We start from the raw sequence: 26182 nt of genomic DNA on the forward strand, positions 1-26182 counted from the left end.
ATTAGAGTTTTTCAATTTCGGATTCAGGAAGACCGGTTATTTCTTTAATTAAAGCTATATCAAAGTTTTTTAGTTTCATAAGTTTTGCTGTTTCTATGCTTTTGTCATAAGCCCCTTTCTCCCTAGCGTCCATTTCAAAAGTAGACATTAACCTGTATTCTTGCCTTGCCTGCTCATTATTTTTTACTGCTTGTATCATAGTTTCTATCTCCCTTGTAAATTCATTTGTCGCTTTCCCTGTTTTAAGGTATTCTAAAAATTCTTTTAATTCTTTGTCTTGAGTGTTATTAAAGGCCTCTGCATTTATTATAACCTTTCGTATGCCGTCTTGTAAAGAGGTGTTTTTGTCCTCTATACAAAGATTTTCAAAGGTATAAACAGACCTATTTTTGCCTATGGCATCAAAGGTGCAGATAAAAATTATAAAACTGTCGTTTAAGCTATTATAGGAATTGCCTTTGTCCAAAAAAGAAATATCTATGGCAGCTTGGTAAAACCGCATACGTTTAGGAATATTCCTCTCATTGCTTACCTGCATTTCTACATCGTATAATTTACCGTTTTCTGCCTGTACCAAAACATCAAATCGTACGGATTTTGCCTGTTCGTAAGTGTTAATATTATGCTGTATCGAGATATATGCAATTTTGCCTATTGTATCTGATAATATCATTTCAATAAGTTTTTTGCATAGCCTCGGATTTTGCATAGTTTTACAGAACATAAAATCGTCTGTAAATGTTAAATCTTCAAACTTTTTTACCATTTGTGTTCTCCTAATTTTTTCCATTCACCCTCCTCATTATATTTATAGTTATTATTTGAAAAAAAGAGTAAATTTTCAAAAAAATTCTATGGTTTTTAGTTAAAAGACAGTAAAGCTAAAATAAGCTTTCACAAAAAACAATCGAAATATCAAAAAAAGCGGACATCCGGTTCCGGTAAGAAAAGGATGTCCGCCTGTCATCTAATTTTTTAATTTTTATGCTGCGACAACGTAATCGCCCGCCTGTATAAAAGCTATTCAGCCATACGCTTATACCTATTATACCTCTCCTTAGCATCTTCCTCGGCACGCTTAAATAAGACTTCCGCAACATCGGGGAAGGTCTTTTTAAGCGAAGTATAGCGGACTTCGGAGTTGATAAAGTCTTGGAATGAAGCGCCCGGTTCCTTGCTGTCAAGCTGGAAGGGATTTTTGCCTTCGGCTTTTAAACGGGGATCAAAGCGGTATAGGTGCCAATAGCCTGCTTCAACAGCCTTTTTCTCCTGCTCTACACTTCTACTCATTCCTGAGCGGAGTCCGTGGTTGATACAGGGAGCATAACAGATAACAATCGAAGGTCCGTCATAGCTTTCGGCTTCTTTTACAGCCTTTACAAATTGGCTCATATTGGAACCTATGGCAACCTGAGCTACATAGACATAGCCGTAGGTCATAAGCATTGCACCCAAATCCTTTTTGCGGATTCGCTTTCCGCCTGCCGCAAATTTGGCGACAGCTGCCGTCGGCGTCGACTTTGAGGACTGACCTCCTGTATTGGAATAAACTTCCGTATCGAATACGAGGATATTAAAGTCTTCGCCCGAGGCCATGGTGTGGTCAAGACCGCCGTAACCGATGTCGTAAGCCCAGCCGTCTCCTCCGAAGGACCAGACACTCTTTTTGACGATAAAGTCCTTCAGCTTGTAGATATATTCCAAGAGCCTGTCAGCTTCAATATTTCCCGTATCATATTTGAAGGTATGGCTTTCTGGAACCGGAAGATAATCGGCGGCCTCGGTATTCTTTACAGCCGTATTTCTAGGCGGCTGATGAGCATCAAAGAGAGTCTTAATCTTATCGCATGTTAGGGTATTGGCTTCAACATCTTTTTTGTTTTCAATCCATTCTTTAAAGAGAGGAGTAAAATCAGTTCCGACATTGAGCTCAATAAATTTCTTCATATAGTCTTCGGCCTGTTCCCTCAACTTACGGGTACCGAGGGCCATTCCGTAGCCGTAGTTTGCATTGTCCTCAAAAAGGGAGCTAGCCCAAGTGGGACCCTTTCCTTTTTCGTTATAGGTAAAGCCGGCAGTGGGATACGAGCCGCCCCATATCGAAGAACAACCGGAAGCGTTTGCTATCATCATGCGGTCTCCGAAAAGACGGGTAACAAGGGTTGCATAGGCAGTTTCGCCGCAGCCTGCACAAGCTCCGTGGAATTCCAAGAGAGGCTGTTTAAACTGGCTTCCCTTAACGGAGAACTGATCCATAAGACCATGCTTTGTAGAAACATTATCAACTGCATAATCCCAGTTTTTGCTTTGAGCTTCTTCTTCAGCCAAGGGCTTCATAACAAGGGCCTTATTCTTTGCAGGACAAATATTTGCACAGTTCGAACAGCCTGTACAATCCATAACCGAAACCTGCATCCTGTACTCAAGCCCTTCAAGGCCTTTTCCGTTGGCCTTTATAGTTTCAAAGCCTTCAGGTTTAGCAGCCCTTTCTTTTTCATTAAGAAGGAAGGGGCGGATTGTAGCATGAGGACATACAAAAGAACACTGGTTACACTGAATACAATTTTCCTTTATCCAATGCGGAACTTCAACTGCAACACCACGCTTTTCGTATCGGCTGGTACAGTTAGGCATTCGGCCGTCTTCAACACCTTTAAAGGTGCTCACCTTTAGAGCATCGCCTTCCTGTCTGTTAATAGGGATAAGTACATTGCGTACATAGGGCGGAAGATGAGAATTGCAAACCTGTGAATCCTCCGCATTTGCCCAAGCGGCAGGAACGGCAACCTTGTGAAGAGAATTTACACCCTTTTCTACTGCGGCATAGTTCATATTTACTATGTCTTCACCTTTTTTACCGTAATCCCTGACTATGGATTTTTTTAAGCTGTCAACGGCTTCTTCAATGGGAATAATTTCTGCAAGTTTAAAAAAGGCAGACTGCATAATCATATTGATTCTTCCGCCGAGACCGATTTCCTGAGCAATACCTGTAGCATTGATTGTATAAAATTTTATCTCATTTTTTGCAATAAAACGCTTCATTTCTCCCGGAAGGTTGGCTTCCAATTCTTCGTCAGACCAGAGGCAGTTAAGCAGGAAGGTTCCGCCTTTTTTTAAGCCCTTCAATAAATCGTATTGATGAACATAGGACTGCTTTGAACAGGAAATAAAGTCGGCATCGCTTATAAGATATGTGGATTTTATCGGCTGCTTTCCAAAGCGGAGGTGAGAAATGGTTACGCCTCCCGATTTTTTACTGTCATAAGCAAAATAGGCTTGGGCATACATACCGGTGCTGTCGCCGATAATCTTGATAGCACTCTTATTTGCTCCGACGGTTCCGTCAGAGCCGAAGCCCCAGAATTTACATCTGATTGTTCCTGCGGGTTCGGTCTTAATTTCCTCCAAAACGGGGAGGCTCAAATTGGTTATATCGTCTTCGATTCCTACGGTAAAATTGTTTTTAGGAGCATCGGCTTTAAGATTGTCGAATACTGATTTTACCATTGAGGGAGTCGTATCCTTAGAAGCAAGCCCGTATCTTCCGCCCACTATCAGAGGTTTATTGGGCACATCAATGTATGCGCCGAGTATGTCCAAATGGAGGGGTTCGTAAAGAGAGCCCTTCTCTTTTGTTCGGTCAAGAACGGCAATCCTTTTAACCGTCTTGGGCATTACATCAAAAAGGTATTTGGGCGAGAAAGGACGGTAAAGTCTTACCTTTATAAGGCCCACCTTTTCTCCCTTGGAAACAAGATAGTCAACGGTTTCTTCGGCCGTCTCGGTTATAGAACCCATGGCTATAATTACGCGTTCGGCATCGGGAGCTCCATGATAGTCAAAGGGGCGGTAAGTTCTTCCCGTCAAGGCCGAAATCTGCTTCATATAATCGGCAACTATTTCTACAACATCGGTATAGAATTTATTGGAGGCTTCTGCCGCCTGAAAATAAACATCGGGGTTTTGGGCTGTTCCTTTGGTAAATGGATGCTCCGGATTCATTGCCGTGGTACGCCAATCGTTTAAGGACTTCCAATCAAGCATCTTTGCAAAGTCTTCATACTCGATGAGCTCGACATTTTGAAGTTCATGGCTGGTTCTAAAGCCGTCAAAAAAGTGAAGGAAGGGGATTCGGCCCTTTATCGCTGCAAGGTGGGCAATACCGCCGAGGTCTATAATTTCCTGTACCGAACCGGAAGCGAGCATACCGAAACCCGTTTGGCGGCAAGCCATAACGTCCTGATGATCGCCGAAAATAGAAAGGGCGTGAGCCGAAAGAGCTCTCGCCGACACATGTAAAACACCCGGTAAAAGCTCACCGGACATCTTATACATATTGGGTATCATAAGTAAAAGTCCCTGACTGGCCGTAAAGCTTGAAGCCAGGGCACCGGCAGAAAGGGCTCCGTGCATTGAACCTGCTGCTCCCGCCTCGGACTCCAGTTCCGAAACAAGAACGGTTTGACCGAAAATATTTTTTCTTCCGTTGGCTGCCCATGAGTCAACAAGCTCGGCCATATCTGAAGAGGGCGTAATCGGATAAATGGCGGCTACATCGGTAAAGGCATAGGCTACATAAGAAGCCGCATTATTACCGGTCATTGTTTGAGTTTTTTTTTGCATACTCTTTTTTCTCCTTGGTATGTAATATTGTTTCCAGCATTTTTTCTGCCGGGTCTACAATTCTAATTGAGGTGTGTTTTTGAAGTTCATTTTTTATATATGGAAAATGGGTGCAGCCTAACATCAGGCTGTCTATTTTATAGTCGTTTATCTCAATATTTTCAAGATAGGACAAAAAACCTTTAAGGTTTAAAAGTTTTATTATTTCAGCCGGAGGAAGGCCATTTTCGATGAGCTGCACTATACTCATATTCCCTATGGGAATGGTATTTTTTTCTCGGTTATATTTTTGAATAATTTTGTCGATTGTATATGCAGCTAATCCGTTTGCAGCCAGGATAGCAATGTTTTTACAATCGTCAGTTAATTTTTTATATGTATCAAGCGGACTAAAAATTTGAATATTTAAAAGTCTTTGTATTTTTTCATAATCGATGGCAGAGCTTAAAGAATTGCAATATATAACAATAATATCCGCTCCCTTTTTTATAGCCTCATTCGAGTTTTTTATAAAAAGGTTTTCAAGGGCTTCTTGCGAAAAATATTGTAATTGTGACTGTTCCTCACAGGTGCTTGAAATAGGAATTGCAAGAGCTTCTATGTCTCTTCTTTCCAGAAGTTCAACCCCCATTCGGGTATCCACCGTAGTTCCGGCAAATACGGCCGCTTTCAAAAACAAGATCCTCCATAATTTTTAATGAATGAGCACCTCTAAAAAAGCTTTTAGAGGTGTTCTTAAGATTTATTTAACAAGTTTATCCAAGGCTTGTTTTAAATCGGCAATAATATCTTCCGCATCTTCAAGACCGACAGAAAGACGTACCAAACCTTCGGCAATATCCGAAGCGGCTCTTTCTTCAGGGGTATACGGAGAGTGGGTCATACTTGCAGGATGCTGAATAAGGGTTTCGGCATCGCCTAAGCTTACTGCAATGGTTGCAAATTTAACCGAGTTTATAAGGGTTTTACCGGCTTCCAATCCGCCCTTAACGGTAAAGGCAATCATAGCTCCGCAAAGTTTCATCTGTTTTTTTGCAAGCTCATATTGCGGGAAGGATTTAAGACCGGGGAAGGCGATGGACTCAACTGCCGGATGTTTTTCCAAGAACTCTGCAACTTTTTGAGCATTGGCGCAGTGCTTTTCCATTCGGATATCGAGGGTCTTCATACCTCGGCCTATTAAGTAAGCTTCAAATGGACCTAATGTAGAACCTGTCATATCCTTAACACCTACAAAGCGTACCTGATCGATGAATTCTTTTTTCCCGACAACAAAACCTGCAATAACGTCTCCATGGCCGTTTAGGTATTTTGTTGCAGAATGAAGAACGACGTCTGCACCTAAATCAAGAGGCCTTTGAAGATAGGGAGTCATATAAGTATTATCTACTATTACCTTACATTCGGGATTATGAGCATGGGCAATTTTACTTACTGCTGCAATGTCGCAAAGATACATGTTCGGGTTGGCTGGCGTTTCCAAATAAACGATTTTTGTATTCGGTTTTAAAGCTTTTTTAACGTTTTCAGGATCACGGGTATCAACGAAGGTTACATCAACACCGAATCGTGACAGACCGTGATTTAAAAACGCAAATGTACAGCCGTAAAGAGTCTTTCCGGCAACGATATGGTCTCCTGCATTTACAATTGACCAAATGCATGAGGTAACGGCACCTATACCGGAGCTCGCGGACATACAGGCTTCCCCGTTTTCAAGGCAGGCAAGTTTTTCTTCAACAACCGTAGTCGTAGGGTTACCTAAACGGGTGTAGATATAACCTTCTTCCTCTAAGGCAAATCTTCTGCCGCCTTGTTCTGCCGAATCAAATGCAAATGTTGAAGTTTGATAAATAGGTGTAGCTAAAGCACCGTACTTGTTCTTAATGCTTCCTGCGTGAATCTGTTTTGAAGCAAATCCCAACTTTTCCAATTCTTTTCTATTCATATCTTCCTCCAAATGAAATATTCACTACTAAGAATATTATAAGGCATTTATTTTATTAACGCAAGCGTAAAAATCGAAAAAGTTAAAAACAACAGAAAGCAAAAAAAACAAATAAAATAAACTATTCAATAAATAAAATTTAACTATAACACTCATACTTGATTTCATTATTATTTTATTATATCATAGCTTTAGACAAAAATCCATATTAAAATTTAGGAAGAAATTATGTCCAATAAAATAAAATCATATTTATCCGCTATTACTGCAATTGTTTTTTTTGGTTCCTCTTTTCCGTTTTCAAGATTTGCTTTAACACATTTCGGGCCTGAAGCCTTGGGCTTTTTAAGATGCTTTTTGGCAAGTCTTGTTCTTTTAATTATGGGAAGGTTTAATAAAATTAGAGCTCCCTTTAAACTTAAACACATAGGATTATTCTTTTTGTCGGGAGCGCTAGGTTTTGCCCTATATCTTATCTTTTTTAATATGGGCATTAGAACAATCACAGCTGCAACCTCAAGCATCATAATCGCTACTACTCCCATAATGACCGCTGCAGCAGCTTCCGTTATTTACAGTGAAAAAATAAGCAATGCAGGCTGGTTCTCTATTTTGACGGCTTTTTGCGGAGTTTTAGTTATTATTTTATGGAAGGGAATTTTATCGGTAAACATAGGCATTTTATGGACTATGTCGGCAGCTATTTCCTTTTGCGGATACAATATTTTAAGCCGAAAACTTGCAAAAATGGGCTATACTTCAATAGAAATCGTAACCTATAGTATGATTTGTGCAGCTGCTATCTTGTCGCCATTTTGTATTGACGGCTATAAGGAACTCTCTTCTGCCGGCTTTAAATACATAGGAAGCCTTTTATACTTAGGAATTTTTACAAGCGCCTTAGGCTATTTTTTCTTTAATAAGGGAATAGAAATTGCCGAAAAAACAAGCGATATTACAAATTTTCTTTTTTTTAACCCCTTGATTGCAAGTATTTTAAGCTATCTTGCCCTAGGCGAAACTTTCAATACAGGAACTGCGATAGGAGGGACAATAATCATAGCAAGCATTATAGTATTTGCCCTAAAAGGTGAACAAAAGAAAGCTGCCGATAAATAAAAAATCCCAAGGTTCAAGTTTTATTCGAACCTTGGGAAAAATCACAAGAACTTATTTTGCTTTAACAGCTTTCCATTCTTCAAAATTCCAAGGATGTTTTTTAATATATCCGTTGGCAAAGGGGAAGAATATTGAAAGAGTTAAGAACAAGGCCAGTAAAAGCTGGTACCACAATAAGGGAATAAGGCCTACAGGATTTACAAGCCCATTTGTAAAGGAACAGGCTATTAAAAGCTGGGCACCGTAAGGAATTAATCCCTGCATTACACAAGAGAAGGCATCAAGAAGAGAGGCAGATCTACGAGGGTCAACCTTAAATTCTTCGCACATTTCTTTTGCGATAGGGCCGTCGATAATAATTGCAACGGTATTATTTGCAGTTGCCGCATCGGTAAGAAGGGTTAAAGCACCTATACCTAGTTCTGCGGATTTTTTACCCTTTACCATACCCTTTATTTTTTGTAAAAGCCATTCCATACCGCCTGCCTGACTTACCATATAGGCAAGACCTCCGGTCAGCATTGAAAGCAAGAATATTTCGAACATTCCGTTAAAGCCGTCATACATATGATTTGTCCACTGTAGAGCATCAAAGGCACCGTAAGCCATTCCTATGATACCGGAGAAAAGGATTCCTCCTAAAAGAACTGCAAATACGTTAAGACCTGCGATAGCCGCAACCAATACAAATACGTAGGGCAACACTTTTATGATATTAAATTCCAAAGACTCAATCTGAGGAGTAACAGAGGGCATTCCGAAGATTAATAGGAGTATGACAGTTAAAAGTGCAGCAGGTAAGGCTAATGCAATATTAACTCTGAATTTATCCCTCATATCAACATTTTGTGTTCTTGTAGCCGCAATTGTAGTATCCGAAATAATCGAAAGGTTATCGCCGAACATGGCTCCGCCTACCATTGAAGCTATCATAAGCGGCATTGAAATACCTGCTTTTTCTGCAAAACCTACGGCGATAGGACCTACGGCAGCAATAGTACCGACACTTGTTCCGGTTGCAATAGATAAAAAACAGCAGATAATAAAAAGGCCCGCTGTAACAAAATTCGGCGGTATTAGGGTTAAACCCAAATTTACCGTAGAATCGACACCGCCCATCTGCTTTGAAACAACCGAAAAAGCTCCGGCTAAAATATAGATGATACACATAGTAATGATATTTGCATCTCCGCAACCTTTGACCAGAGCATCGAATTTTTCATCGATTGAACCCTTGTGCATTAAAAAGGCTGCTATAATACCTACAATTACGGCAACAGGGCCCCCTTAAAGCCGTAAAATCCCATAGGATCGCCTTTTGCTACAAGAGTTACACCTATTCCCAGATAAACGACAACAAAGATAAGAAAGGGAACAAGAGCAAACCCATTCGGTTTAAACTTAGATTTTTCCATAAAATCTCCTCCATAAAAGTTTTACTTAAAATATATAAGCAGTTTAATAGTCTATATATTTTGCGTTACTAAATTATCGCATAGGTTATACCTATTGTCAAGAAAATAAGATAAACTTTTTAATTTCAAAAAGTGTCAATTTAAAAATGTTGACAGATAAAATATTTCATGCTAGTATTTTTAAGTTATACTGCAATTGTTATAAATTGCATAAAAAACGGAGGTGTGTATGTTCAATCCTGTTGTTATTGCCGTCATTGTTATGATGGTACTGTGCTTACTTAAGATTAACATCTTAATCGCAATTATGATTTCCGGTATCGTAGGAGGGATTATTGGAGGTTTGGGACTTCAAAACACGATAAGCATTCTTATTTCGGGAATGGGAGGCAATGCCGAAACGGCATTATCGTATATCTTGCTGGGAACTTTGGCCGCAGCCATTACTTCAACTTCTATAGTTGAACTTTTAGCGGTAAAATTACAAAAATGGCTTAAAAATAAAAAAGCCCTGTTCGTGCTTATCATTGCATTTATAGGTTGTTTTTCGCAAAACGCAATTCCGGTTCATATAGCCTATATTCCGATTTTAATCCCTCCCCTTTTGGTTGTAATGAACAAAATGAAGCTCGACAGACGTGCTATGGCCTGCGGATTAACCTTCTCGGTTAAGTGGCCCTATGTCGCTTTTCCTGCAGGTTTCGGTCTTATTTTCCACGGAATTATTTCGGATTCTATGACACAAAACGGACTTCAATTCAATAAAATGGATGTATGGAAGGCTATGGCTCTTCCCGGTGCCGGAATGATTTTAGGTCTTTTTATTGCGGTTTTCTTTTCCTACAGAAAACCCCGTGAATACAAAACGGTAGAAGCGGACATAAAGGCCGAAAATGAAGTTAAAAACATAAAATTTACTTCACGTGAATGGTTTACTCTTTTAGCGATTGCAGCCGCCTTTGTAACACAGATTCTCTCCGGTTCTATGCCCTTAGGCGGTCTTGTCGGTATTTTGGTATTACTTGTTACCCGTGTTATAAAAGTAAAAGATGCGGATCAAACTATGGCAGAAGGTATTAAGCTGATGGGCTTTATCGCCTTTGTCATGCTCGTGGCCGCAGGCTTCGCAGAAGTAATTAAGGCTACAAAAGCGGTAGACGCCCTTGTTGTCTCCAGTGCCAATCTTATAGGAGGAAGCAAACTCCTCGGTGCCATTATAATGCTCTTAATCGGACTTGGTATTACAATGGGTATAGGAACTTCCTTCGGCACCATTCCCGTAATTGCAACAATATATGTTCCGCTTGGTATGAAGCTCGGATTCAGCCCCATGGCCATAGCCTGTCTTCTCGGCACGGCAGGTGCGTTAGGCGATGCAGGTTCTCCCGCTTCCGATTCTACTTTGGGCCCGACTGCCGGCTTGAATGCCGACGGTCAGCATGACCACATCTGGGACACCTGTGTTCCGACATTCCTGCATTATAATATTCCTCTTATGATATTCGCTACGATTGCAGCAATGTTCTTGTAAAATTAAACACCCCCGTCTAAACCGGCGGGGGCTTTTTCTTTATAGGTACAAAAACTAGATTCCTACTGCCAATCTTTCGGCAGCACGAGTTGCTTCCAAAACTTTTCCCGTGAATGAGCTGTCTCCTATATTGTAAATTTCGGGGACTATGTTTGCAACTTGGGCAGAAAAATAAAGATTGTCATCGGTTTTATTTCCAACGGCAAAGACTATTAAGTCGGTCTCCAGCTCAATCTTTTTGGTTTCATTGCCTATTTTTTTTGCAAGCGGATTAGGTATGTTTTCGGGCAAGATAGGCTGCCAAGTATTATAGGGATTAGGCACGCCTTTTGAAATGTTTTGCTCTACAATAGCTTTTCCCGAATCAAGCCCTATAAGCTTTGCACAATTTAAAAGTTTAACACCGGCCTTTTGCATATAGTAGATAAGGTAGCCCCTATTAGCCGTACAAACTCCCTTCATAAAATAAGGAAGCATTTCTACTACCGTAACATCTTTTTTGTGCTCGTATTTAAGCCAATAGGCAGTTTCACATCCTACAACACCTCCGCCTATTATAACAACCTTTTTAGCATCTTCCGCTTCCTTAGGATTTAAAAGAAGGTCTGCGGCCTGAATCGTCTTTATCTTTTCAGATCCGGGTACGGAAATAGAAATCGGCTTACCGCCGTATGCAAAAACCAATGCATCGAATTTTTTGTTTTTTAGCAAATTGAGATCAACTTCCGTGTTTAAAAAAAGTTTAAAGTTAGGCATGGCCTTGGCCTTTTCTACCTTTGTTTGAAGATAATTTAAATAGTTTTCAAAATCGTATTTAATTTTAGGCACACTTCCGGTAATTACGCTGCCGCCGATACGATCCGTTTTTTCAAAAAGTTCTACATTATGGCCCCTCTTTGCTGCCTTAAGGGCAAACACAATACCTGCGGGCCCTGCTCCTATAACGCCGATATTCTTTTTAACCTCTGCCTCAGGTGCATCAAAGGAAAGCACATCTTCAAAACCGGTGCGCGGGTTTACGGCACATTGAGGATGGCCTCCTAAAACAAATTCGTTGATACAACCCTCCTGACACCCGATACAGGGGCGGATATCTTCTACCTTGCCTGCATAGGCCTTATTACACCATGCAGCATCGGCCAACAATGGGCGGGCAAGCATAACCATATCGCAGTCTCCGTTTCTTAAAGCAGCTTCTGCGACATCGGGATAACCTAATTTTCCGACAGCTACCACAGGAACGGGAACTCCGGCATTGGATATAATATTATTGAAAGCAAAATAGTCTTTTACTATTTTGGAAACTCCGAGAAAACAGCCGGCAGGCATTCCTCCGGGAGGATGAGGGAGCCACCAGTTATCATAACATCCCAGATCTACGTCAAAAATATCTACACCGCATTTTACAAGATTTTTCATATAGTCAAGGGTTTCTTGTATTGTTCTTCCGTTTTTAAATTTTTTAAGCTGCCTGACCTTCATACCTTCTTCCCCGTAGGTCTCGTTAAGAGCCAGAGAAAGGTCAATGCGGTACATTATAGGATAATCGGCACCGGCCCTGCTTCTTATCTCTTTTACAATATCAAGCCCGAATCTTTGCCAGTCGGCATATTTTCCGATTTTACGGCGGTTAAAGGCAGGGTTGGTTAATTGTTCAAGAAGATAGCCTTCATGGCCGTGAAGATATACTCCGTCAAGACCGCATTCCTTGGCATCGGCGGCAGCCTGTCCTGCATTTTTTATAATTTTTCCTAAAGCTCGGCCCGAAAGACGCAAGCTGGGAATTTCGGAAATATAAAAGTTGGGATTATTTGAAGCCGATACGGGAAATCTAAACTTGGTTAAAAGACATTGGGGATTTCCAACACGTCCCAGTCCCGGTGTCAACTGAATAAATATCTTACTTCCGAAAGCATGGCAGCCCTGAGCCAGATCCCTCCAGCCTACAAGGTTGGTTCTAGTTCCGTCTATACGCGGAAAATAAGAATAATTATGAGGTTCCGTTACCGAGTGATCTATTCCGTGACTTATGGGGACAAGGCCGGTTGTCAATAGACCGACACCGCCCTCGGCTCTCGCAAAAAAGTATTCAAGCATTTTTTTGTTGGGCCTGCCCGATTCTTCACACATATTTATGTTTCCCATAGGCCCCATTACAACACGGTTTTTAATTTTTGTTTTGTTGATTAAAATAGGTGAAAACAATTGGGTATAGGGATAAAGAGCCTTAGTCATGCGGCCTGTTCCCCCTGCCCTGTTTTCAAAATCGCCTTCCATCCATCCGCCGTAAGAATCCACCATCTTTTTTACTTCAGTATCAAATTTCATTCTTTCCTCCGAAATATTTTTTATACTCTAGGGGCATCTCTAAAAATCTTGTTGGATTTTTAGAGATGCCCTTTAGTCTTCTATTATGACTTCACCGTTTTCTTTAACTTGAACCCTGCTTCCGCTTTTGACCGCTGCTAAAAATTCCTTTCCCAAATTATCGACTGTAGGAATACTGTTATCGGTAAAGTTTGCTGCAAGGATTACGCCCGCTGCGGCCAAGGAATCTATCGGCTCCGAAAAAAGCATACAGGCAGGCTGGCGCCCCATCGAAGCGGCACAGAATATAACCATTCCCCCCGTAGTTGAGCCTATAGTCTGCGGGAGACAAAGAGCCTTCCCTGCTATTTCCTTTTTATATAGGTCCAGATTATTTTGATCGGAACAATGAGCTTTCTTATCCCCGAACATCAAAGCTTTTTGAAAGCTTGCAAGGGTATTAAAACCTTGAGAACTTACCAGAGCTTCTGCCGATACTGTTCCCGGAACAATTACTCTTCCTTTAAATGTTTTCATATTAAAATCCTCCCGTAATTAGATCGGCTATTTCATCGTCCTTATAATAAACGGCCGTAGTATAGGTTCTAAGCTTATTGGAATTTGTGATAACCGATTTTTTTGCACAAAGCGGGTTATTCATATACATGAGGGGACAGGTTTCCGAAAAAAGAAGACCGAAAGATTTTAATTTTTTATACTCCTCGGTTTTGGAAAATTCCTTTAAAACGCCCCGCGGCGAGGTCATAACCGTCGGTATCGAAATTTTTGATTTTTTATTTTGTTTTAACTTTTGTTCTATAATGCCTGTCCATTTAATAAGCTGTTCTTTAGACAGGTGAGGACAGCCTATAAAGCAAAGTCCAGGAGGGGCATTTTTGTTTTTTCTAATATCAGGATATGAAGACCTTATCCTCAAAAGCTCGGATTCTGTAATTGTATAGACTTCCGCATCTTTACGGATTAAAGAAGCCCCCGATTCTTTTGCTTCAGGCGTCAGGTTTTCGACATGGTATAAACCGACGGCTCCGTTTGATGCCATTGCAGCTCCCATATCCTTAAAGTAGGCCTTTACCTCATCATTTAGCTCACGGCCCAAAAACCTATCCAAGCCTTTAATATAAGGCACATTTTCAACAGCTTTTATTCCTATTGCACTTCCCAAAAGTTGGGCTTCAGGCAGAGTCTCGGTTTCAACCTCGACAATTAAATCGGCCTTACGCCCCTCATCGGTCAATAGGCCGAACTCCGGTACCCAGCCCGCAATCAGTCCGAACATTTCGATGATACCCGAATTGCGGTTACACATCGCTCCCAATACCGAGTTTGCATAATTAACGGCTGAGGATTCTGCCCAGCTTAAGATTTCTCCTTTTTTAGGTGTGTTCCCTACCTCATCAAAATAACAGGTACAGGTATAAGCATCATCCGAAAGAAGGCCCATAGCTTTAAGCTGCTTTTCATACTCTTCCTGTTTGCTGTACATAAAATGGAAAACAAGGCGTTCCAAAAAACTTTTGGGCACTACATCATCAAGCGGACGGGGATCCACAGTAAAGGGAATCCCTGAAACAGCTTCGGATTGGAGAAGCTCATCCATCAATTTATAGACCGGTTTCATAACTCCTATACCGAAACTTGTAACAAGATGTCCGTATTTTCCCGTAACCTTAACAAGCCTTTCTGCACCAAAGGCTTCACCGTACATGACCAAGGTTTTTAAAACCTTAGCCTGCATCTCTCCTTGAGAACCGTTTAAAATTTCTTCTTGTTCCCGTGTCAGTTGCATACTCATCTCCTATCGCATAATTAATACAAACAATTATATCATAGTTTTTGCAGAAGGTAAATTTATTTTTTTAAAATATCGCGCCGCCTTGAATACAAAAAGAATCTAAAGTATAATCTTTAAAAAGTTTTTTTGCGGGGGGATTATAATGAAACTAAAAGAGCTTGATCTTTATTTTACCGAGCTGTTAAACATAGATGCTTTTGCGGCTCAAGATTTATCGCAAAACGGCGTTCAGGTACAAAACAGCGGAAAAGAAATAAAAAAGGTTGCTTTCGCGGTGGATGCCTGTCTTCAATCCATAAAAGAAGCAGCCGAGCGGAAAGCCGACATGCTTTTTGTACACCATGGCCTTTTTTGGAGCCGCTCCTTACGGATTATGGGAAATCATTATCATAGAATAAAGGCTCTTTTGGATAATGACATAGTGCTCTATGCCGTTCACCTTCCCCTCGATGCCCATCCCCTTTATGGGAACAACATCGGTCTTGCCCGCCGCCTTGAACTTGAAAACTTAAAAGAGTTTGGCATGTACAGGGGGCTTAACATAGGCTTTTACGGCAGCCTTCCTTTAAAAGAAGGCTCCGAAGAAGGCTTGGAACTAGACGAAATTATAAATAAACTTTTTCCCCAAGGGGAAAAACCTGCAAACATCCTTCCTTTCGGGCCTAAAAAAATTAAAACAATCGGAATTATTTCGGGCGGAGCCGCTTCGGAAATAGATGATGCAATAGCCTTAGGACTTGACCTATACATAACGGGAGAGATTGAGCACATTACCTATCACAATGCCCTCGAAAACAGAATAAATGTAATTGCCGGAGGCCATTATCAAACGGAAACTGTAGGCGTTCAGTTGGTTGCAAAAAAGCTTGAACTTGATACAAACCTTGAAACCTGTTTTATAGATATTCCGACAGGCTTTTAAATTTTTAGATTAAGATGAGTTTAACCGAAATATGAAAGAAAATAAAAAGCGTATTTTAATTTTAGGAGCGGGTCTCATGCAGGGGCCCGCAATAAGGGCCGCAAAAGAGCTGGGCTGCGAGGTCATTGCCGTAGACGGAAACCCGAATGCGGTTTGTGCAAAAGAAGCCGACAAGTTTTTTCCGATAGATTTAAAGGATATTCCCGCCCTCATAGACCTTGCAAAAAACTTAAAAGAAAAGGGCTTACACGGAGTCTTTACCGCAGCTACGGACTTTTCCGTATCGGTTGCAGCCATTGCAGAAAGCTGTTCTCTTCCCGGGCACAGTTTGGAAGCCGCCCGCCGTGCAAGCGATAAGGTTTTAATGAGGGAGTGCTTTGAAAAGCACGGCGTTCCTTCTCCTAAGTTTACCCATATTTTTAAAAACGAAATAGATGAGGCTCTTCAAATTTTAAAACAAAAAGCCATTCCATTCCCTATTACGGTAAAGCCAGCCGACAACATGGGAGCGCGGGGCTGCCGCTTGGTCTATTCCCAAGATGAATTAAGACCTGCCCTAGAAGATGCGGTAAACTTTTCGCGGAGCGGCAAGGCTATAGCCGAGGAGTTCATCGAGGGTGAAGAGTTTTCCCTTGAAGCCCTAGTTATAAACGGAGAGATTTTTTTAAACGCCCTCGCAGACAGGCATATTTTTTTTCCGCCCTACTTTGTCGAGATGGGACACACGATTCCGTCGATTAAGAGCAAGGAAGAATGTGATGAGCTTATAAGAGTTTTTTTCCTCGGAATAAAAGCCTTAGGGCTTACAAATGGGGCAGCCAAGGGAGACATCTTTTTAAGGAAAGCCGATCCCCAAAAAAACGGCAAACGGACTGCCTGTGTTGGAGAAATCGCAGCCCGCCTTTCAGGGGGCTACATGTCGGGCTGGACGGTTCCCTATTCTTCGGGTTTTGACGTAACTAAGGCCGCCGTCAAAATAGCCTTAGGCGAACCTGTAGATGAACTTCCAAAATACGAAGCCGCTCGTTTTAGTGCTGACAGAGCCGCTCACTTTAGCGCTGAACGAGCTTGGATTTCGGTGCCGGGCATCATAAAAAAAATATACGGGCTTGAAGAAGCAAGGAGCACAAAAAACGTAAAAGATGTTTTGCCCCGCCTTTTTGAAAAAGATGAAGCGGTCTTTCCTAAAAACAATGTAGAAAAATGCGGCAATGTCCTAAGCTCTGCGGAAAGCTATGATGAGGCAGTTAAGGCGAGCATGGAAGCCGTACAAAAAATATTTTTGCGGCTTGAAAGAGCATACAACAAAACGAATCTTTTTTTTGAAAAGACAAATTCTTCGATAGCCGTGCAGGGTAATTATCCTCCGAACTTTTTTAAATTCCCTGAAGACGACAGCACAAAGAAAATTAAAAACAAGGCTTTCGATGAGCTATTAAAAAATTCCATTTTGATGGAAGAAGATAAAATTCTTTATCCTTCGTTTTTTAAGGATTTTTTAGATAGAGCCTTGGATGTGCACGGCCTTTCTATTCGGGAAGCAATAAGGCACGCCTTTTTCCTTGAACCGAAGTTAAAAGAAAAGATGCTCAGACTCCAAAATATAGGGGAGCCTTTAAACCAGAATCTTGTTTTGTGGTGGAAGTATTTTATACGCGGCAGCCGCCAGGGGCTCATCTATTATCTTGATACCGAATTAAATGATTAATCGGAACAAGCTCAAAGAATGGTAGATTTTTAATTTCTATGAAGGGCACGGCGGATTTGCCGGCCGAGAGGCGGCAAATCCTGTGAAGATACCGTTGTACAGAACGTACAACGGTAAACTAAATTACTTAATCGCTTGTGCACCGAAGCCTTTTACTGCACCGAACAGTTTTACGGCATCATCTTGAGGATATTTGTTTGCGAACATAGACACATCAGATTGGACAGTCATCGTTTGGTTCATCCCCATTGCACGCCTGAACTCATTGGCAGGAGAATTCGGGTCATAGTCTGTCTTTTCTTTATAAGTAGCATTCAAAAAACCTGCCAAATAAGCCTTATTTAACACATTTTTAAGCGAAGCAATGTCTTTTAACTCTTCATTGCCTTCTGCACTGTTAAAACGGTCAAGATCGTCAAAGTCTTTTACCCATACGTACTCGAAGGTTCCTAATCCCGGCAGGGTTACATCCGCCTGTTTATTCATAAAAAAGCGGTTGTTGTCCATAAGCACCTTTCGTCCATTTTCCATTGAAGCGGGACTATCAATACGGCAACGGTCTACTGCAGAAAGACAAGACAGCCCAATAATATTGTGGTGTATATTTACCTCAACCTTTGTCATAACGCGGAAACCGTAGCCCATGTCTTCAAAGGCATGAGTACGAGGCCAAGTAAACAGTACCGTGTTATATGCGAACTCCACCGTTATGGCATTCGGTTTATTTTCTTTCCCCCATATTTCACAGGCAGCCATTGCATTTGCAGTAAATACATTATTCAAAATTTTAACATTGCCTGTTCCTCCAAACTGAATGGCAAAATTGGAAGCGTTGTTAAACACACAATTTTGAATAAGTACATCGCACTTCATGATACTTCCGCCGAATATTGCCTTTTCTGTTGTAATGGATTTTTCATTACCATTCACACCTTGACCCGGCGGTAAAACAAGCATACCGGTTTCCACACCCTGAGGCTTACCCTTTGTGGGATGATACCCGTTTGAAAGTCCTTTATCGAAGATGATACCGTCAATTACGAGTTTTTTACCTTCACCGTTTTTAATGTCGAACTCCATTGCCTTGTTGGCTCTGCCTGTTCCGTTTGAGGAGGCCGGCGGCATAACAAGAGTGCGGTATTTTAAAACATCCCGTTTGGAAAAGTCTTTGGAATATCCGCCATAAATTTCGACTGCTTTTTGTATCATGATAAAACCCTTGTCGCGAACGCCGTAGTAATTGCCTTCGGCAACGTAGATTTTATCACCGGGCTGAACCTTTTCGACAGCCTTCTCGATGTTCTTAAACGGAGCATCTTTTGTACCCGCATTTCCGTTCTTACCGGTTTCTTTTGAAACGTAGTATTCCGCAGCTGTTAGGTTTGCTAAAACGAGAACAGCCAGTAAACAGGTTATTATTCCTTTTTTCATTTTGTAATTTCCTTATTAAGGCTCGGTTACATTTCCTTGTGCGTCAAGATAGTACACAGGGATAGCAACAACCGGCTCGCGGTCGTTTCGCCATTTTGATTGAAGACCTCTTTGAAGCGGGCTGTAATAATAAGCCTTCGAGCTTGCTTCACAGTGGGATGTCCAAAAGTCTTTGCTGGTAAATTGAGCTATCTTTTCGGCCTCGTCCCGTGAGGGGAGCCAGCCTCCTCGTGAAATGCAGTACATAACAGCGCTATTCTTTACCGTATGAGTTTTGGAACCGTTCGATTCGAATTCTCTTTTTAAGAAAATACTGTTCTCTTTTCCGTCCCCCATACCTGAGGATAGATTCTTTATGCTTATATGCCGTGAGCTATCAAGATCCCATGGCATCGGCTCGGATGGGGTTCCCATCGCAAGGAACTTCCATGAACCTGCACCTGTATTTTCCCATACGATAGTCTTGTCTCCCACTCTATCGCCTACAGAAAGAGACCTTGACGGCCTATCCGGTGAAGCAGCCATCCCCTCCAAAAAAGCACAGCCCGAGAAGAGCAGTACAATCAGTGCAGCTGTGATAAGCACCGCAGCTCTTGTTTTCCTGTTTGTTTTCATTATAATCTCCTTATAAATGTTTTTTTCATGCGTAATTGAATTACCGGTTACACATGCATTACTATACAGTATACCCCGTTTCCCCGCAAATTTCAATCTTTCGTGGAGTTTTTTTGTTTCTTTGCTTTTTGGAGTATTTATTTTAAGCGGTGTAAATAGCACTGTTTAAATCGAAATAACGGACACTCCGTCTGAGGCTTGGCAGGCAAAAAATGAAGCGGTAAAGCCGGTATTTTCAGTGTAGGCCTTCCCTACTCTTTCGGCAAATTCTTCAAAGCCGTCCTTGTGTACAATGGCAATCGCACAGCCCGAAAAACCCGCACCTGTCATTCTGGCACCGATACAGCTTTTTTCTTTTATGGCTGCAAAGAAAAGAGCATCCAGTTCTTTTCCGGTAACTTCATAATCGTCTTTTAGCGAAAGATGAGATTGGTTTAAGGAAGCGCCTAAAAGTTTTAAGTCCTTATTTTTTAATGCTTCCGCACTCCGCCTTACCCTGTCCATTTCGGTAACGCAATGCCTTACCCTGCGGAAAAGTTTTTCTCCCAAATTGGAAATCAGATCTTCTTCCAATTTTTCAAAATCGGAAACGCTTAGATCGCATAAAAAATCTATGTCCGTTTTTTTCTGTAAAAAGGCAAGAGCTTTTTCACATTCTTCCTTTCTTTCATTATATTTTGATTCCGTCAATTTACGGGGCTTATTGGAATTCATGATTACAATTCGGTAGGGCTCGGTTTCAAGAGGAATGTACTCATAGTTCAAGGAAGATGTATCTAAAAGAATGGCCTGATTTTTTTTACCCATGGCAATAGCGAACTGATCCATAATTCCGGATTTAAGACCTAAGAATTCGTTTTCGACCCGTCGGCCGATTTTTGCAAACTCAATGCCGTCAAGCTCAAAACCGAAGGCATGAGAAATAATTTTGCCGAAACAAAGTTCCAAGGCCGCCGAAGAAGAAATGCCGCTCCCTTGCGGAATATCGCTTGTAATTAAAAGCTCAAATCCCGTATCAGCCTTCAAACCTCTTTCTTTTAAAAACAAAAACATGCCGTTTAAATAGTTTGCAAAATCATTTTCTTTATCAAAGCCCAAATTTCCATCAAGCTCAAATTCAAAAATTTTTTCCGTCTTCATCGAGCGGTAAAGTATTTTTTTATCCTTTCTTTTGCGCAGGGCAATCCTTAAATATAAATTAACCGCAGCGGGCAGCACAAGGCCTCCGTTATAATCTATATGTTCACCTATTATATTTATCCGTGCAGGAGAGGCTGCAAAAATAATTTTTTCTTCCGAATTACCGTAAAAAGAAATGAAAGTATCTTTTAAGGCCTCTAAGGCTGTATCTTGTTTTAAGTTCAAAGTCTCCCTCCTAAGGCTCAAAGCCTTTCCATATAATTAACAATTCTATATTAAAAAAAACGCTTTGTCGATAGGTTTAGATTTAACATAATTCTTAGAGTTTGGAAAAACCGTCATCAGTATATAAAAAACATTGACAATAGTACCTAAAAGTGGTACTATAAATTAGTGAATACAAAGAATAAAAAAACACTTGAGAACATATATAAACGACCTGTTCCTGCAGATATTTTTTGGACCGATATCGAAAGCCTATTTATTTCATTAGGTGCGGAAATTTCTGAGGGAGCAGGCTCTCGAATAAGGGTAAAATTGAATAATACACGGGCTGTTTTTCATAGACCGCATCCTGAAAAAATTACAGATAAGGGAGCTGTTAATTCGGTTAGACGATTTTTAGAAAATGCAGGAGTAGAAAATGATTGAATATAAGGGATATATCGGAAAAATAGAATACGATCCGGAAGCAAAAATTTTACATGGAGATGTCATAAATACACGTGATGTTATTACATTCCAGGGTACAAGCGTAGCAGAAATAGAAAAAGCCTTTATTGACTCTGTCGATGATTACATCAACTGGTGCCGAGAAGAAAATATAGAACCCGAAAAACCATATTCGGGAAAATTCAATATACGCATATCACCGGAGCTTCATAAAAAAATAGCAATCAACGCAAAAAGCTTAAATCTTTCTTTAAATACTTTTGTTGAAAAAGCATTACAACATGAATTAGCATCTACCGGAATATAATAATCCTATTTCTTCTTTAGGTATTTTACACTGTCCAAGGCAACGGCGGCAATGATGATGAAGCCCTTAAATACAAATTGCAAGTTGGTGTCTATTCCTAAAAAGGTCAGGCAGTAGGTAAGGCTTGTAAAGATAATAACACCTATTACGGCACCGCTTATTTTTCCTATACCTCCGTTAAAGGAGATGCCTCCGACTACGCAGGCGGCAATGGCATCAAGTTCGTAGCCCTGCCCCGTTCCCGCACTTGCATTAGCCCTAAAGGCTTCGAGGAAGGAGCCCACACCGTAAAATACTCCCGCCATAATAAAAACGCCCATAGTAACCTTAAAAACGCTTATACCGCTGACGGCAGCAGCCTCAGAGTTTCCTCCTACGGCATACATGTTCTTTCCGAATACGGTCTTATTCCAAATAAACCATGCTATTACAATCGCAATTAAGGCAGGAATTATGAGCTTAGGAAGAGTAATCATCTCGTTATTCACAATTCCCAAAATCCACCGTCCGCCGAGCAAGTCCTTTACCTCATTGTCGATTGAACCTACGGGAGTTCCGCTGGTACCGAAGAATAAAAGGCCGTAGATAATTAACTGAGTTGCAAGGGTTGAAATAAAGGGATGAATCTTAAGCCGAGCCGAAAAAACGCCGGCAAAGGCACTAAATAAAACGCAAAGCAATATTGAAAGCCCAAGCGAAAGAATCAAGCGCCAAACCATGGGCATGGCCGTAAAATCCCAAGGGCCGAGACCGAAAAAGGTTACTATGTTAAGCCCCGGATGTAAAATCAAACCTGTAATAACCGAACCGAGGGCAACCATTCTTCCTATACTCAAGTCCGTACCGGCCAAAAGAATAAGCCCTGCAACGCCGAGAGCATAAAACATTCTGGTTGAAGCCTGCTCCAAAATTGTAAAGATATTGGGAAGAGATAGAAGATTTCCGTTTCCCGATAGGGGGGCTACAATTATACAGATAATGAAGAAAACCAAAATTGCAAGATAAAGACCGTTACTCAATAAAAAACTTGAAAGCTTAAACTTGTAAATATAATCCTTAAAATTTAAAACCATATTTTCTTTAAGATTTGTTCTTCCGTTTCTTAAAGAAATATTTTTTTGAACATGATCTATGTAGGCTTGATTTTTTGCTTCTTTAGAGGCAGCAACGGCATCCCTGTATTTGTTCTTTGCCTCAGCAAAAGAAGAATTAAGCTGAAACTTTAAAACATTGAGCTTGCGGTTAAGCTCGGCAGAATCCTTTGTTTCGGCAAACTCGTCATAGGCCTCTTTTTTTGCAGCTTCGTTTTCCTGCATAATGGAAGATATTTGATTTTCATAATCAATCTTATACTGTTTTTGCTTTTGATTTTCCGACTTTATAAAATCCCTTATATTATCGTTAAAGAGCTTATTTGAATAAGCAACAGCCTCGGCTGCAAGTTTCTTTTCGGCATCCTTGTTTTCAAGAGCCGTTTTCTTTGCTTCTTCAATTTCTTTTTTATATTCTTCAATAGAAGAAATTTTTACGGCATCGTCTATCAGGCGGTTCTTTTTAAGAGCATAGATATGATTTTTTAAAGAAGCTATTTTATCGACACCGTCCTTACGAAGCTCTTGAAGAGCCTTGCCGTAGTCGGCAAGTTTTGCATCTTCGTTAAAAAAACTAAAATCTATTTTTTCATTGTTCTTATTTTCCATACAACATACTCCTTAAAATAGTTCCTACAAATACTTAGCCGAAAGCCTGAGCAGAGTTTCCTGATCGGTTTCTTTTGTGTTTACGATACCAGCAAGGCGACGGTTGGACATGACGGCTATGCGGTTCGTGATACCTAAAATTTCGGGCATCTCGCTCGAAACAACTATTATGGTTTTTCCCTCTTTTGCCATCTTAATAATGAGCTGATATATTTCATATTTGGCCCCTACATCGATACCGCGGGTAGGCTCATCCATCAAAAACACATCGGGTGAACGCTCCAGCCATTTTCCTATTATAACCTTTTGCTGATTTCCTCCGCTCAAAGCCGAAATACCCTGATCAGCCGAAAGGCACCTCGTCCTCATAGTTTCAATTTCCCTGTTTGCGGCCTCCCGTATTTTACGCTTTGACAAGACGCCGATGGTTTTATAATTATTCAAATTGGTAATTACCGTGTTAAATTCTATTGTATCCTTGCCGAACATCCCGTTTAGTTTACGCTCTTCGGTCAACAGAGCAAAGCCATGAGCCATGGCCTCTTTACTGCTCTTAAATTTAAGATATTTATCGTTTATACTTATGCTCCCGGATTCTATAGTGCGGATACCGAAGAGGGCTTCCAAAAGCTCACTCCTCCCTGCCCCTACAAGCCCGTAAAGGCCTAAGATTTCTCCCTTCCTTACGGTAAAGGAAATATCTTCAAGCACGGGAGCATATTTTGTTTTTAAGTTTTCTATTTTTAAAAAATCTTCTCCGGGGACATTATCCACATCGGGGAAACGCTTATCCAGAGAGCGGCCTACCATGGCCGAAATAATTTCGTTCATATTTGTTCCGGCTACGGGCTTTGAAAGAATCATCTTACCGTCCCGTAAAACGGCGACCTCATCGCAAACCTCAAAAACCTCATCCATCTTATGCGAAATATAAATAAATGAAACGCCTTTTTTTTGTAAGGCTCTTATTATCGAAAAAAGTTTTTTTACCTCCCTCTCGGTTAAAGAAGAGGTCGGCTCATCCAATACGATGAGCTTTGCGTTGTAGGAAACAGCCTTTGCTATTTCAACCATCTGCCGCTGCGAAACGGACATGGTACGCATTATTGTTTTGGGATTGACATTCATATTGAGCGAAGAAAAAAGAGAGCTTGCAGATTCAAACATTTTTATTTCGTCAACAATCCCGAAGTTGGTCGGATAGCGTCCTAAAAATAAATTATCTGTAACGGTTCTGTCAAGACAAAGATTCAGTTCTTGATGAACCATAGCAACTCCGCTTTCAAGAGCTTCTTTAGGATTTTTAAATTCGATCGATTTATTTAATAAAGAAATGGCGCCCTCATCCCGTGTATATATACCGAAAAGGCACTTCATCATGGTAGATTTTCCTGCTCCGTTTTCGCCCATGAGTCCCATTACGGAGCCTTGTCTTACAGTCAGATTTATACCGTCCAAAACCTTATTCTTTCCGAAAGATTTTGAAAGGTTCTTTATTTCAAGAACTACATCACTCATCCCAAAGATCACACTCCTTTAAAAGCCGCCTGTTTTGATTTTAAGGCGGGAAGAAAACTCCCACCTTAAAAACCATCAAAGATTAATGGCAATCTTAAATTTAAGATTCATTAATACTTTAACTTGTCGGTGTAGTTTGAACCTGAGTTCGTTTTAACCATGTTTACGGCAAAGGCATCAAAGTTGTTTAGGTTTGTAAATTTATCCAAACAGCTTGATTCGTTTTGTCCGTCTCCCTGAACGATTGTCAATTCAATGTTCAAAAGAGGAGCATAGTATTTTAATGCAGGCAGGTATGAAGAAGAAAGGAAGTTGTCGCCTGAGTTATAAATTGTTAAAAGAACCTTCTTTTTGGGAGCATTTGTCTGCTTAATTCCGGCATCCCTTGTTCCGCCGAGGTAGTTCTCATAGTTGGCCTTTGTAACACCTGAGTTTGCAGCCATAACAGCTTTTACATCAGCCCAGTACTGAACAGGAGCCGAAATTTTATTGCCGTAAGAATCTTCAGCCGTGATACCCTTGGTGTATACGTCTGTTCCGGTTAAACCGTCGAGCAGGTTGCGCAAAACCTGTAAGGTTGCTGTTGCCTGAGCATCAACGTTCTGAGAAACCGTACCGGTAAGAAGGCCCTTGCCTACAGCTTCGATAGCATCTGCGTTTGCATCATATCCGAAAATCGGAACACCTGCAGGATAGTTTGAGGCCTGTAAACAGCCCATTGCCATACCGTCATTGTTTGAAACAACCATATCGATCTGATCGGCAAACTTTGTTGCCCATCCGCCCATGGCCTCTGTTGCAGCATTGGCATTCCATGTAGAACCGTCGGTTCCTGTCATAGCCTTTCCTTCAAGCTCTACAACATCGAAGGTTTTTCCTGCGATTGTAATTGAGCCCTGCTTTGTTTTACCGGGGTCGGTAGAACCTGCCCAAGTTCCCAAAGCCTTTCGAATACCCTCAGTTCTAGCCTTTGAATCGTTGTGGCCTACGTCACCGATGCAAAGAACATAACCGATAATACCGTCGCCGTTTCTGTCAAGTGAAGTTTCTGCCGATACAAGAAAATCAGTAATAAGTTTTCCCTGAACTGCGCCGCCGCCTGCAGCATCAAAACCTACATAATAGGTCTTGTCGTTCCAGTTCATAGAGGTCATATCGATTTCTCCTGTTGTCGGGTCTGAAGGTTGTCTATTAAAAAAGACGAGAGGTTTATCCTTGTTAAGAACTGCATTTCCGCTTCCGCCGCAGCTTACAACAAAAATAGCCGACACAATAAGAAGCCCAAAAAAAACAATTTGTGCAAATTTAGAAAAAGATCTCATAAATACGCACCTCCTAAAATATAATTTTAAATAAGTATATTATATTTTATAAAATATGTCTACATAGCCTTAAATCCTTTACCTAGAA

The 26182-nt window shown here is 40.9% G+C and carries 21 protein-coding genes; 6 read left to right on the plus strand and 15 right to left on the minus strand.

What is annotated here, in order from left to right:
• Position 1 precedes the first annotated feature (1 nt).
• The 4 genes from TDE_RS10390 to megL all read right to left on the minus strand — a co-directional run bounded on the left by TDE_RS10390 (position 2) and on the right by megL (position 6574).
• Positions 2–766: an Rpn family recombination-promoting nuclease/putative transposase gene (locus tag TDE_RS10390; protein WP_010957176.1), complete on the minus strand. Its 765-nt coding sequence runs from the start codon at positions 764–766 to the stop codon at positions 2–4.
• 254 nt (positions 767–1020) lie between these two features.
• Positions 1021–4626 (minus strand): pyruvate:ferredoxin (flavodoxin) oxidoreductase, encoded by a 3606-nt coding sequence (gene nifJ / locus TDE_RS10395; protein WP_010957178.1) that lies wholly within the window; start codon positions 4624–4626, stop codon positions 1021–1023.
• Positions 4595–5299, minus strand: coding sequence for an aspartate/glutamate racemase family protein (locus tag TDE_RS10400; RefSeq protein WP_164920606.1), 705 nt, complete (start codon positions 5297–5299; stop codon positions 4595–4597). The genes nifJ and TDE_RS10400 overlap by 32 nt, the downstream gene beginning before the upstream one ends.
• Before the next feature lie 69 nt (positions 5300–5368).
• A complete protein-coding gene (gene megL / locus TDE_RS10405; RefSeq protein ID WP_002674490.1) occupies positions 5369–6574 on the minus strand; it encodes a methionine gamma-lyase in 1206 nt (401 codons plus the stop codon).
• Between the two features lie 228 nt (positions 6575–6802).
• Here megL and TDE_RS10410 point away from each other — a divergent pair, with 228 nt between their 5' ends.
• The gene (locus TDE_RS10410; protein ID WP_002680043.1) at positions 6803–7693 is read left to right on the plus strand and encodes a DMT family transporter; all 891 of its coding nucleotides are present in this window, start codon (positions 6803–6805) and stop codon (positions 7691–7693) included.
• Between the two features lie 51 nt (positions 7694–7744).
• Here the strand turns inward: TDE_RS10410 and TDE_RS10415 are convergent, their stop codons facing one another.
• The gene (locus TDE_RS10415; RefSeq protein WP_002680045.1) at positions 7745–8935 is read right to left on the minus strand and encodes a Na+/H+ antiporter NhaC family protein; all 1191 of its coding nucleotides are present in this window, start codon (positions 8933–8935) and stop codon (positions 7745–7747) included.
• A gap of 26 nt (positions 8936–8961) precedes the next feature.
• Positions 8962–9108 carry a hypothetical protein gene (locus TDE_RS13305; RefSeq protein WP_002680047.1) on the minus strand — a complete coding sequence of 49 codons (147 nt, stop codon included), beginning with the start codon at positions 9106–9108 and terminating at the stop codon, positions 8962–8964.
• Between the two features lie 229 nt (positions 9109–9337).
• Here TDE_RS13305 and TDE_RS10420 point away from each other — a divergent pair, with 229 nt between their 5' ends.
• Complete coding sequence (locus TDE_RS10420; protein ID WP_002675647.1) at positions 9338–10639, plus strand: Na+/H+ antiporter family protein; 1302 nt, start codon at positions 9338–9340, stop codon at positions 10637–10639.
• Between the two features lie 54 nt (positions 10640–10693).
• Here TDE_RS10420 and TDE_RS10425 read toward each other — a convergent pair whose 3' ends face one another.
• The 3 genes from TDE_RS10425 to TDE_RS10435 all read right to left on the minus strand — a co-directional run bounded on the left by TDE_RS10425 (position 10694) and on the right by TDE_RS10435 (position 14753).
• Positions 10694–12967 carry an FAD-dependent oxidoreductase gene (locus tag TDE_RS10425; protein ID WP_002680048.1) on the minus strand — a complete coding sequence of 758 codons (2274 nt, stop codon included), beginning with the start codon at positions 12965–12967 and terminating at the stop codon, positions 10694–10696.
• 72 nt (positions 12968–13039) lie between these two features.
• Entirely contained in the window at positions 13040–13483 is a 444-nt protein-coding gene (locus TDE_RS10430) for an aconitase X swivel domain-containing protein (protein WP_002680049.1), read from the minus strand.
• A 1-nt stretch (position 13484) separates the two neighbouring features.
• Positions 13485–14753 (minus strand): aconitase X, encoded by a 1269-nt coding sequence (locus TDE_RS10435; protein WP_002680050.1) that lies wholly within the window; start codon positions 14751–14753, stop codon positions 13485–13487.
• Between the two features lie 148 nt (positions 14754–14901).
• On the opposite strand from TDE_RS10435, the gene TDE_RS10440 reads away from it, so the two are divergent.
• Both TDE_RS10440 and TDE_RS10445 read left to right on the plus strand, forming a co-directional pair.
• Positions 14902–15681: a Nif3-like dinuclear metal center hexameric protein gene (locus TDE_RS10440; RefSeq protein ID WP_002680051.1), complete on the plus strand. Its 780-nt coding sequence runs from the start codon at positions 14902–14904 to the stop codon at positions 15679–15681.
• 31 nt (positions 15682–15712) lie between these two features.
• A complete protein-coding gene (locus TDE_RS10445; protein WP_002680053.1) occupies positions 15713–17389 on the plus strand; it encodes an ATP-grasp domain-containing protein in 1677 nt (558 codons plus the stop codon).
• Positions 17390–17512: 123 nt separating this feature from the next.
• On the opposite strand, the gene TDE_RS10450 is transcribed toward TDE_RS10445, so the two are convergent.
• From TDE_RS10450 to TDE_RS10460, 3 genes are all read right to left on the minus strand, one after another.
• Entirely contained in the window at positions 17513–18820 is a 1308-nt protein-coding gene (locus tag TDE_RS10450; RefSeq protein ID WP_002680054.1) for a right-handed parallel beta-helix repeat-containing protein, read from the minus strand.
• A 15-nt stretch (positions 18821–18835) separates the two neighbouring features.
• Positions 18836–19435, minus strand: coding sequence for a hypothetical protein (locus tag TDE_RS10455; protein WP_002675657.1), 600 nt, complete (start codon positions 19433–19435; stop codon positions 18836–18838).
• Between the two features lie 165 nt (positions 19436–19600).
• Entirely contained in the window at positions 19601–20800 is a 1200-nt protein-coding gene (locus TDE_RS10460) for a galactokinase (RefSeq protein WP_002680060.1), read from the minus strand.
• A 168-nt stretch (positions 20801–20968) separates the two neighbouring features.
• Between TDE_RS10460 and TDE_RS10465 the strand changes: the two genes are divergently transcribed.
• Positions 20969–21226, plus strand: coding sequence for a type II toxin-antitoxin system HicA family toxin (locus tag TDE_RS10465; protein WP_002680062.1), 258 nt, complete (start codon positions 20969–20971; stop codon positions 21224–21226).
• Positions 21219–21554, plus strand: a complete 336-nt coding sequence (locus tag TDE_RS10470; protein ID WP_002668012.1) for a type II toxin-antitoxin system HicB family antitoxin — start codon at positions 21219–21221, stop codon at positions 21552–21554. Before TDE_RS10465 ends, TDE_RS10470 begins: the two co-directional genes overlap by 8 nt.
• A gap of 5 nt (positions 21555–21559) precedes the next feature.
• Here the strand turns inward: TDE_RS10470 and TDE_RS10475 are convergent, their stop codons facing one another.
• The 3 genes from TDE_RS10475 to TDE_RS10485 all read right to left on the minus strand — a co-directional run bounded on the left by TDE_RS10475 (position 21560) and on the right by TDE_RS10485 (position 26094).
• Positions 21560–23254 (minus strand): galactose/methyl galactoside ABC transporter permease MglC, encoded by a 1695-nt coding sequence (locus TDE_RS10475; protein WP_002680065.1) that lies wholly within the window; start codon positions 23252–23254, stop codon positions 21560–21562.
• Positions 23255–23278: 24 nt separating this feature from the next.
• Entirely contained in the window at positions 23279–24772 is a 1494-nt protein-coding gene (locus tag TDE_RS10480; RefSeq protein WP_002680067.1) for a sugar ABC transporter ATP-binding protein, read from the minus strand.
• 110 nt (positions 24773–24882) lie between these two features.
• Complete coding sequence (locus tag TDE_RS10485) at positions 24883–26094, minus strand: substrate-binding domain-containing protein (RefSeq protein ID WP_002674469.1); 1212 nt, start codon at positions 26092–26094, stop codon at positions 24883–24885.
• Positions 26095–26182: the final 88 nt, after the last annotated feature.

The sequence above is a fragment of the Treponema denticola ATCC 35405 genome (assembly GCF_000008185.1).
GTDB lineage: Bacteria > Spirochaetota > Spirochaetia > Treponematales > Treponemataceae > Treponema_B > Treponema_B denticola.

Excerpts from the sequence above, each read along its gene's own strand:
- TDE_RS10390 (WP_010957176.1), bottom strand. The coding sequence starts at position 766 with ATGGTAAAAAAGTTTGAAGATTTAACATTTACAGACGATTTTATGTTC.
- nifJ (WP_010957178.1), bottom strand. The coding sequence starts at position 4,626 with ATGCAAAAAAAAACTCAAACAATGACCGGTAATAATGCGGCTTCTTAT.
- megL (WP_002674490.1), bottom strand. The coding sequence starts at position 6,574 with ATGAATAGAAAAGAATTGGAAAAGTTGGGATTTGCTTCAAAACAGATT.
- TDE_RS10410 (WP_002680043.1), top strand. The coding sequence starts at position 6,803 with ATGTCCAATAAAATAAAATCATATTTATCCGCTATTACTGCAATTGTT.
- TDE_RS10415 (WP_002680045.1), bottom strand. The coding sequence starts at position 8,935 with ATGCACAAGGGTTCAATCGATGAAAAATTCGATGCTCTGGTCAAAGGT.
- TDE_RS13305 (WP_002680047.1), bottom strand. The coding sequence starts at position 9,108 with ATGGAAAAATCTAAGTTTAAACCGAATGGGTTTGCTCTTGTTCCCTTT.
- TDE_RS10420 (WP_002675647.1), top strand. The coding sequence starts at position 9,338 with ATGTTCAATCCTGTTGTTATTGCCGTCATTGTTATGATGGTACTGTGC.
- TDE_RS10425 (WP_002680048.1), bottom strand. The coding sequence starts at position 12,967 with ATGAAATTTGATACTGAAGTAAAAAAGATGGTGGATTCTTACGGCGGA.
- TDE_RS10430 (WP_002680049.1), bottom strand. The coding sequence starts at position 13,483 with ATGAAAACATTTAAAGGAAGAGTAATTGTTCCGGGAACAGTATCGGCA.
- TDE_RS10435 (WP_002680050.1), bottom strand. The coding sequence starts at position 14,753 with ATGCAACTGACACGGGAACAAGAAGAAATTTTAAACGGTTCTCAAGGA.
- TDE_RS10440 (WP_002680051.1), top strand. The coding sequence starts at position 14,902 with ATGAAACTAAAAGAGCTTGATCTTTATTTTACCGAGCTGTTAAACATA.
- TDE_RS10445 (WP_002680053.1), top strand. The coding sequence starts at position 15,713 with ATGAAAGAAAATAAAAAGCGTATTTTAATTTTAGGAGCGGGTCTCATG.
- TDE_RS10450 (WP_002680054.1), bottom strand. The coding sequence starts at position 18,820 with ATGAAAAAAGGAATAATAACCTGTTTACTGGCTGTTCTCGTTTTAGCA.
- TDE_RS10455 (WP_002675657.1), bottom strand. The coding sequence starts at position 19,435 with ATGAAAACAAACAGGAAAACAAGAGCTGCGGTGCTTATCACAGCTGCA.
- TDE_RS10470 (WP_002668012.1), top strand. The coding sequence starts at position 21,219 with ATGATTGAATATAAGGGATATATCGGAAAAATAGAATACGATCCGGAA.
- TDE_RS10475 (WP_002680065.1), bottom strand. The coding sequence starts at position 23,254 with ATGGAAAATAAGAACAATGAAAAAATAGATTTTAGTTTTTTTAACGAA.
- TDE_RS10480 (WP_002680067.1), bottom strand. The coding sequence starts at position 24,772 with ATGAGTGATGTAGTTCTTGAAATAAAGAACCTTTCAAAATCTTTCGGA.
- TDE_RS10485 (WP_002674469.1), bottom strand. The coding sequence starts at position 26,094 with ATGAGATCTTTTTCTAAATTTGCACAAATTGTTTTTTTTGGGCTTCTT.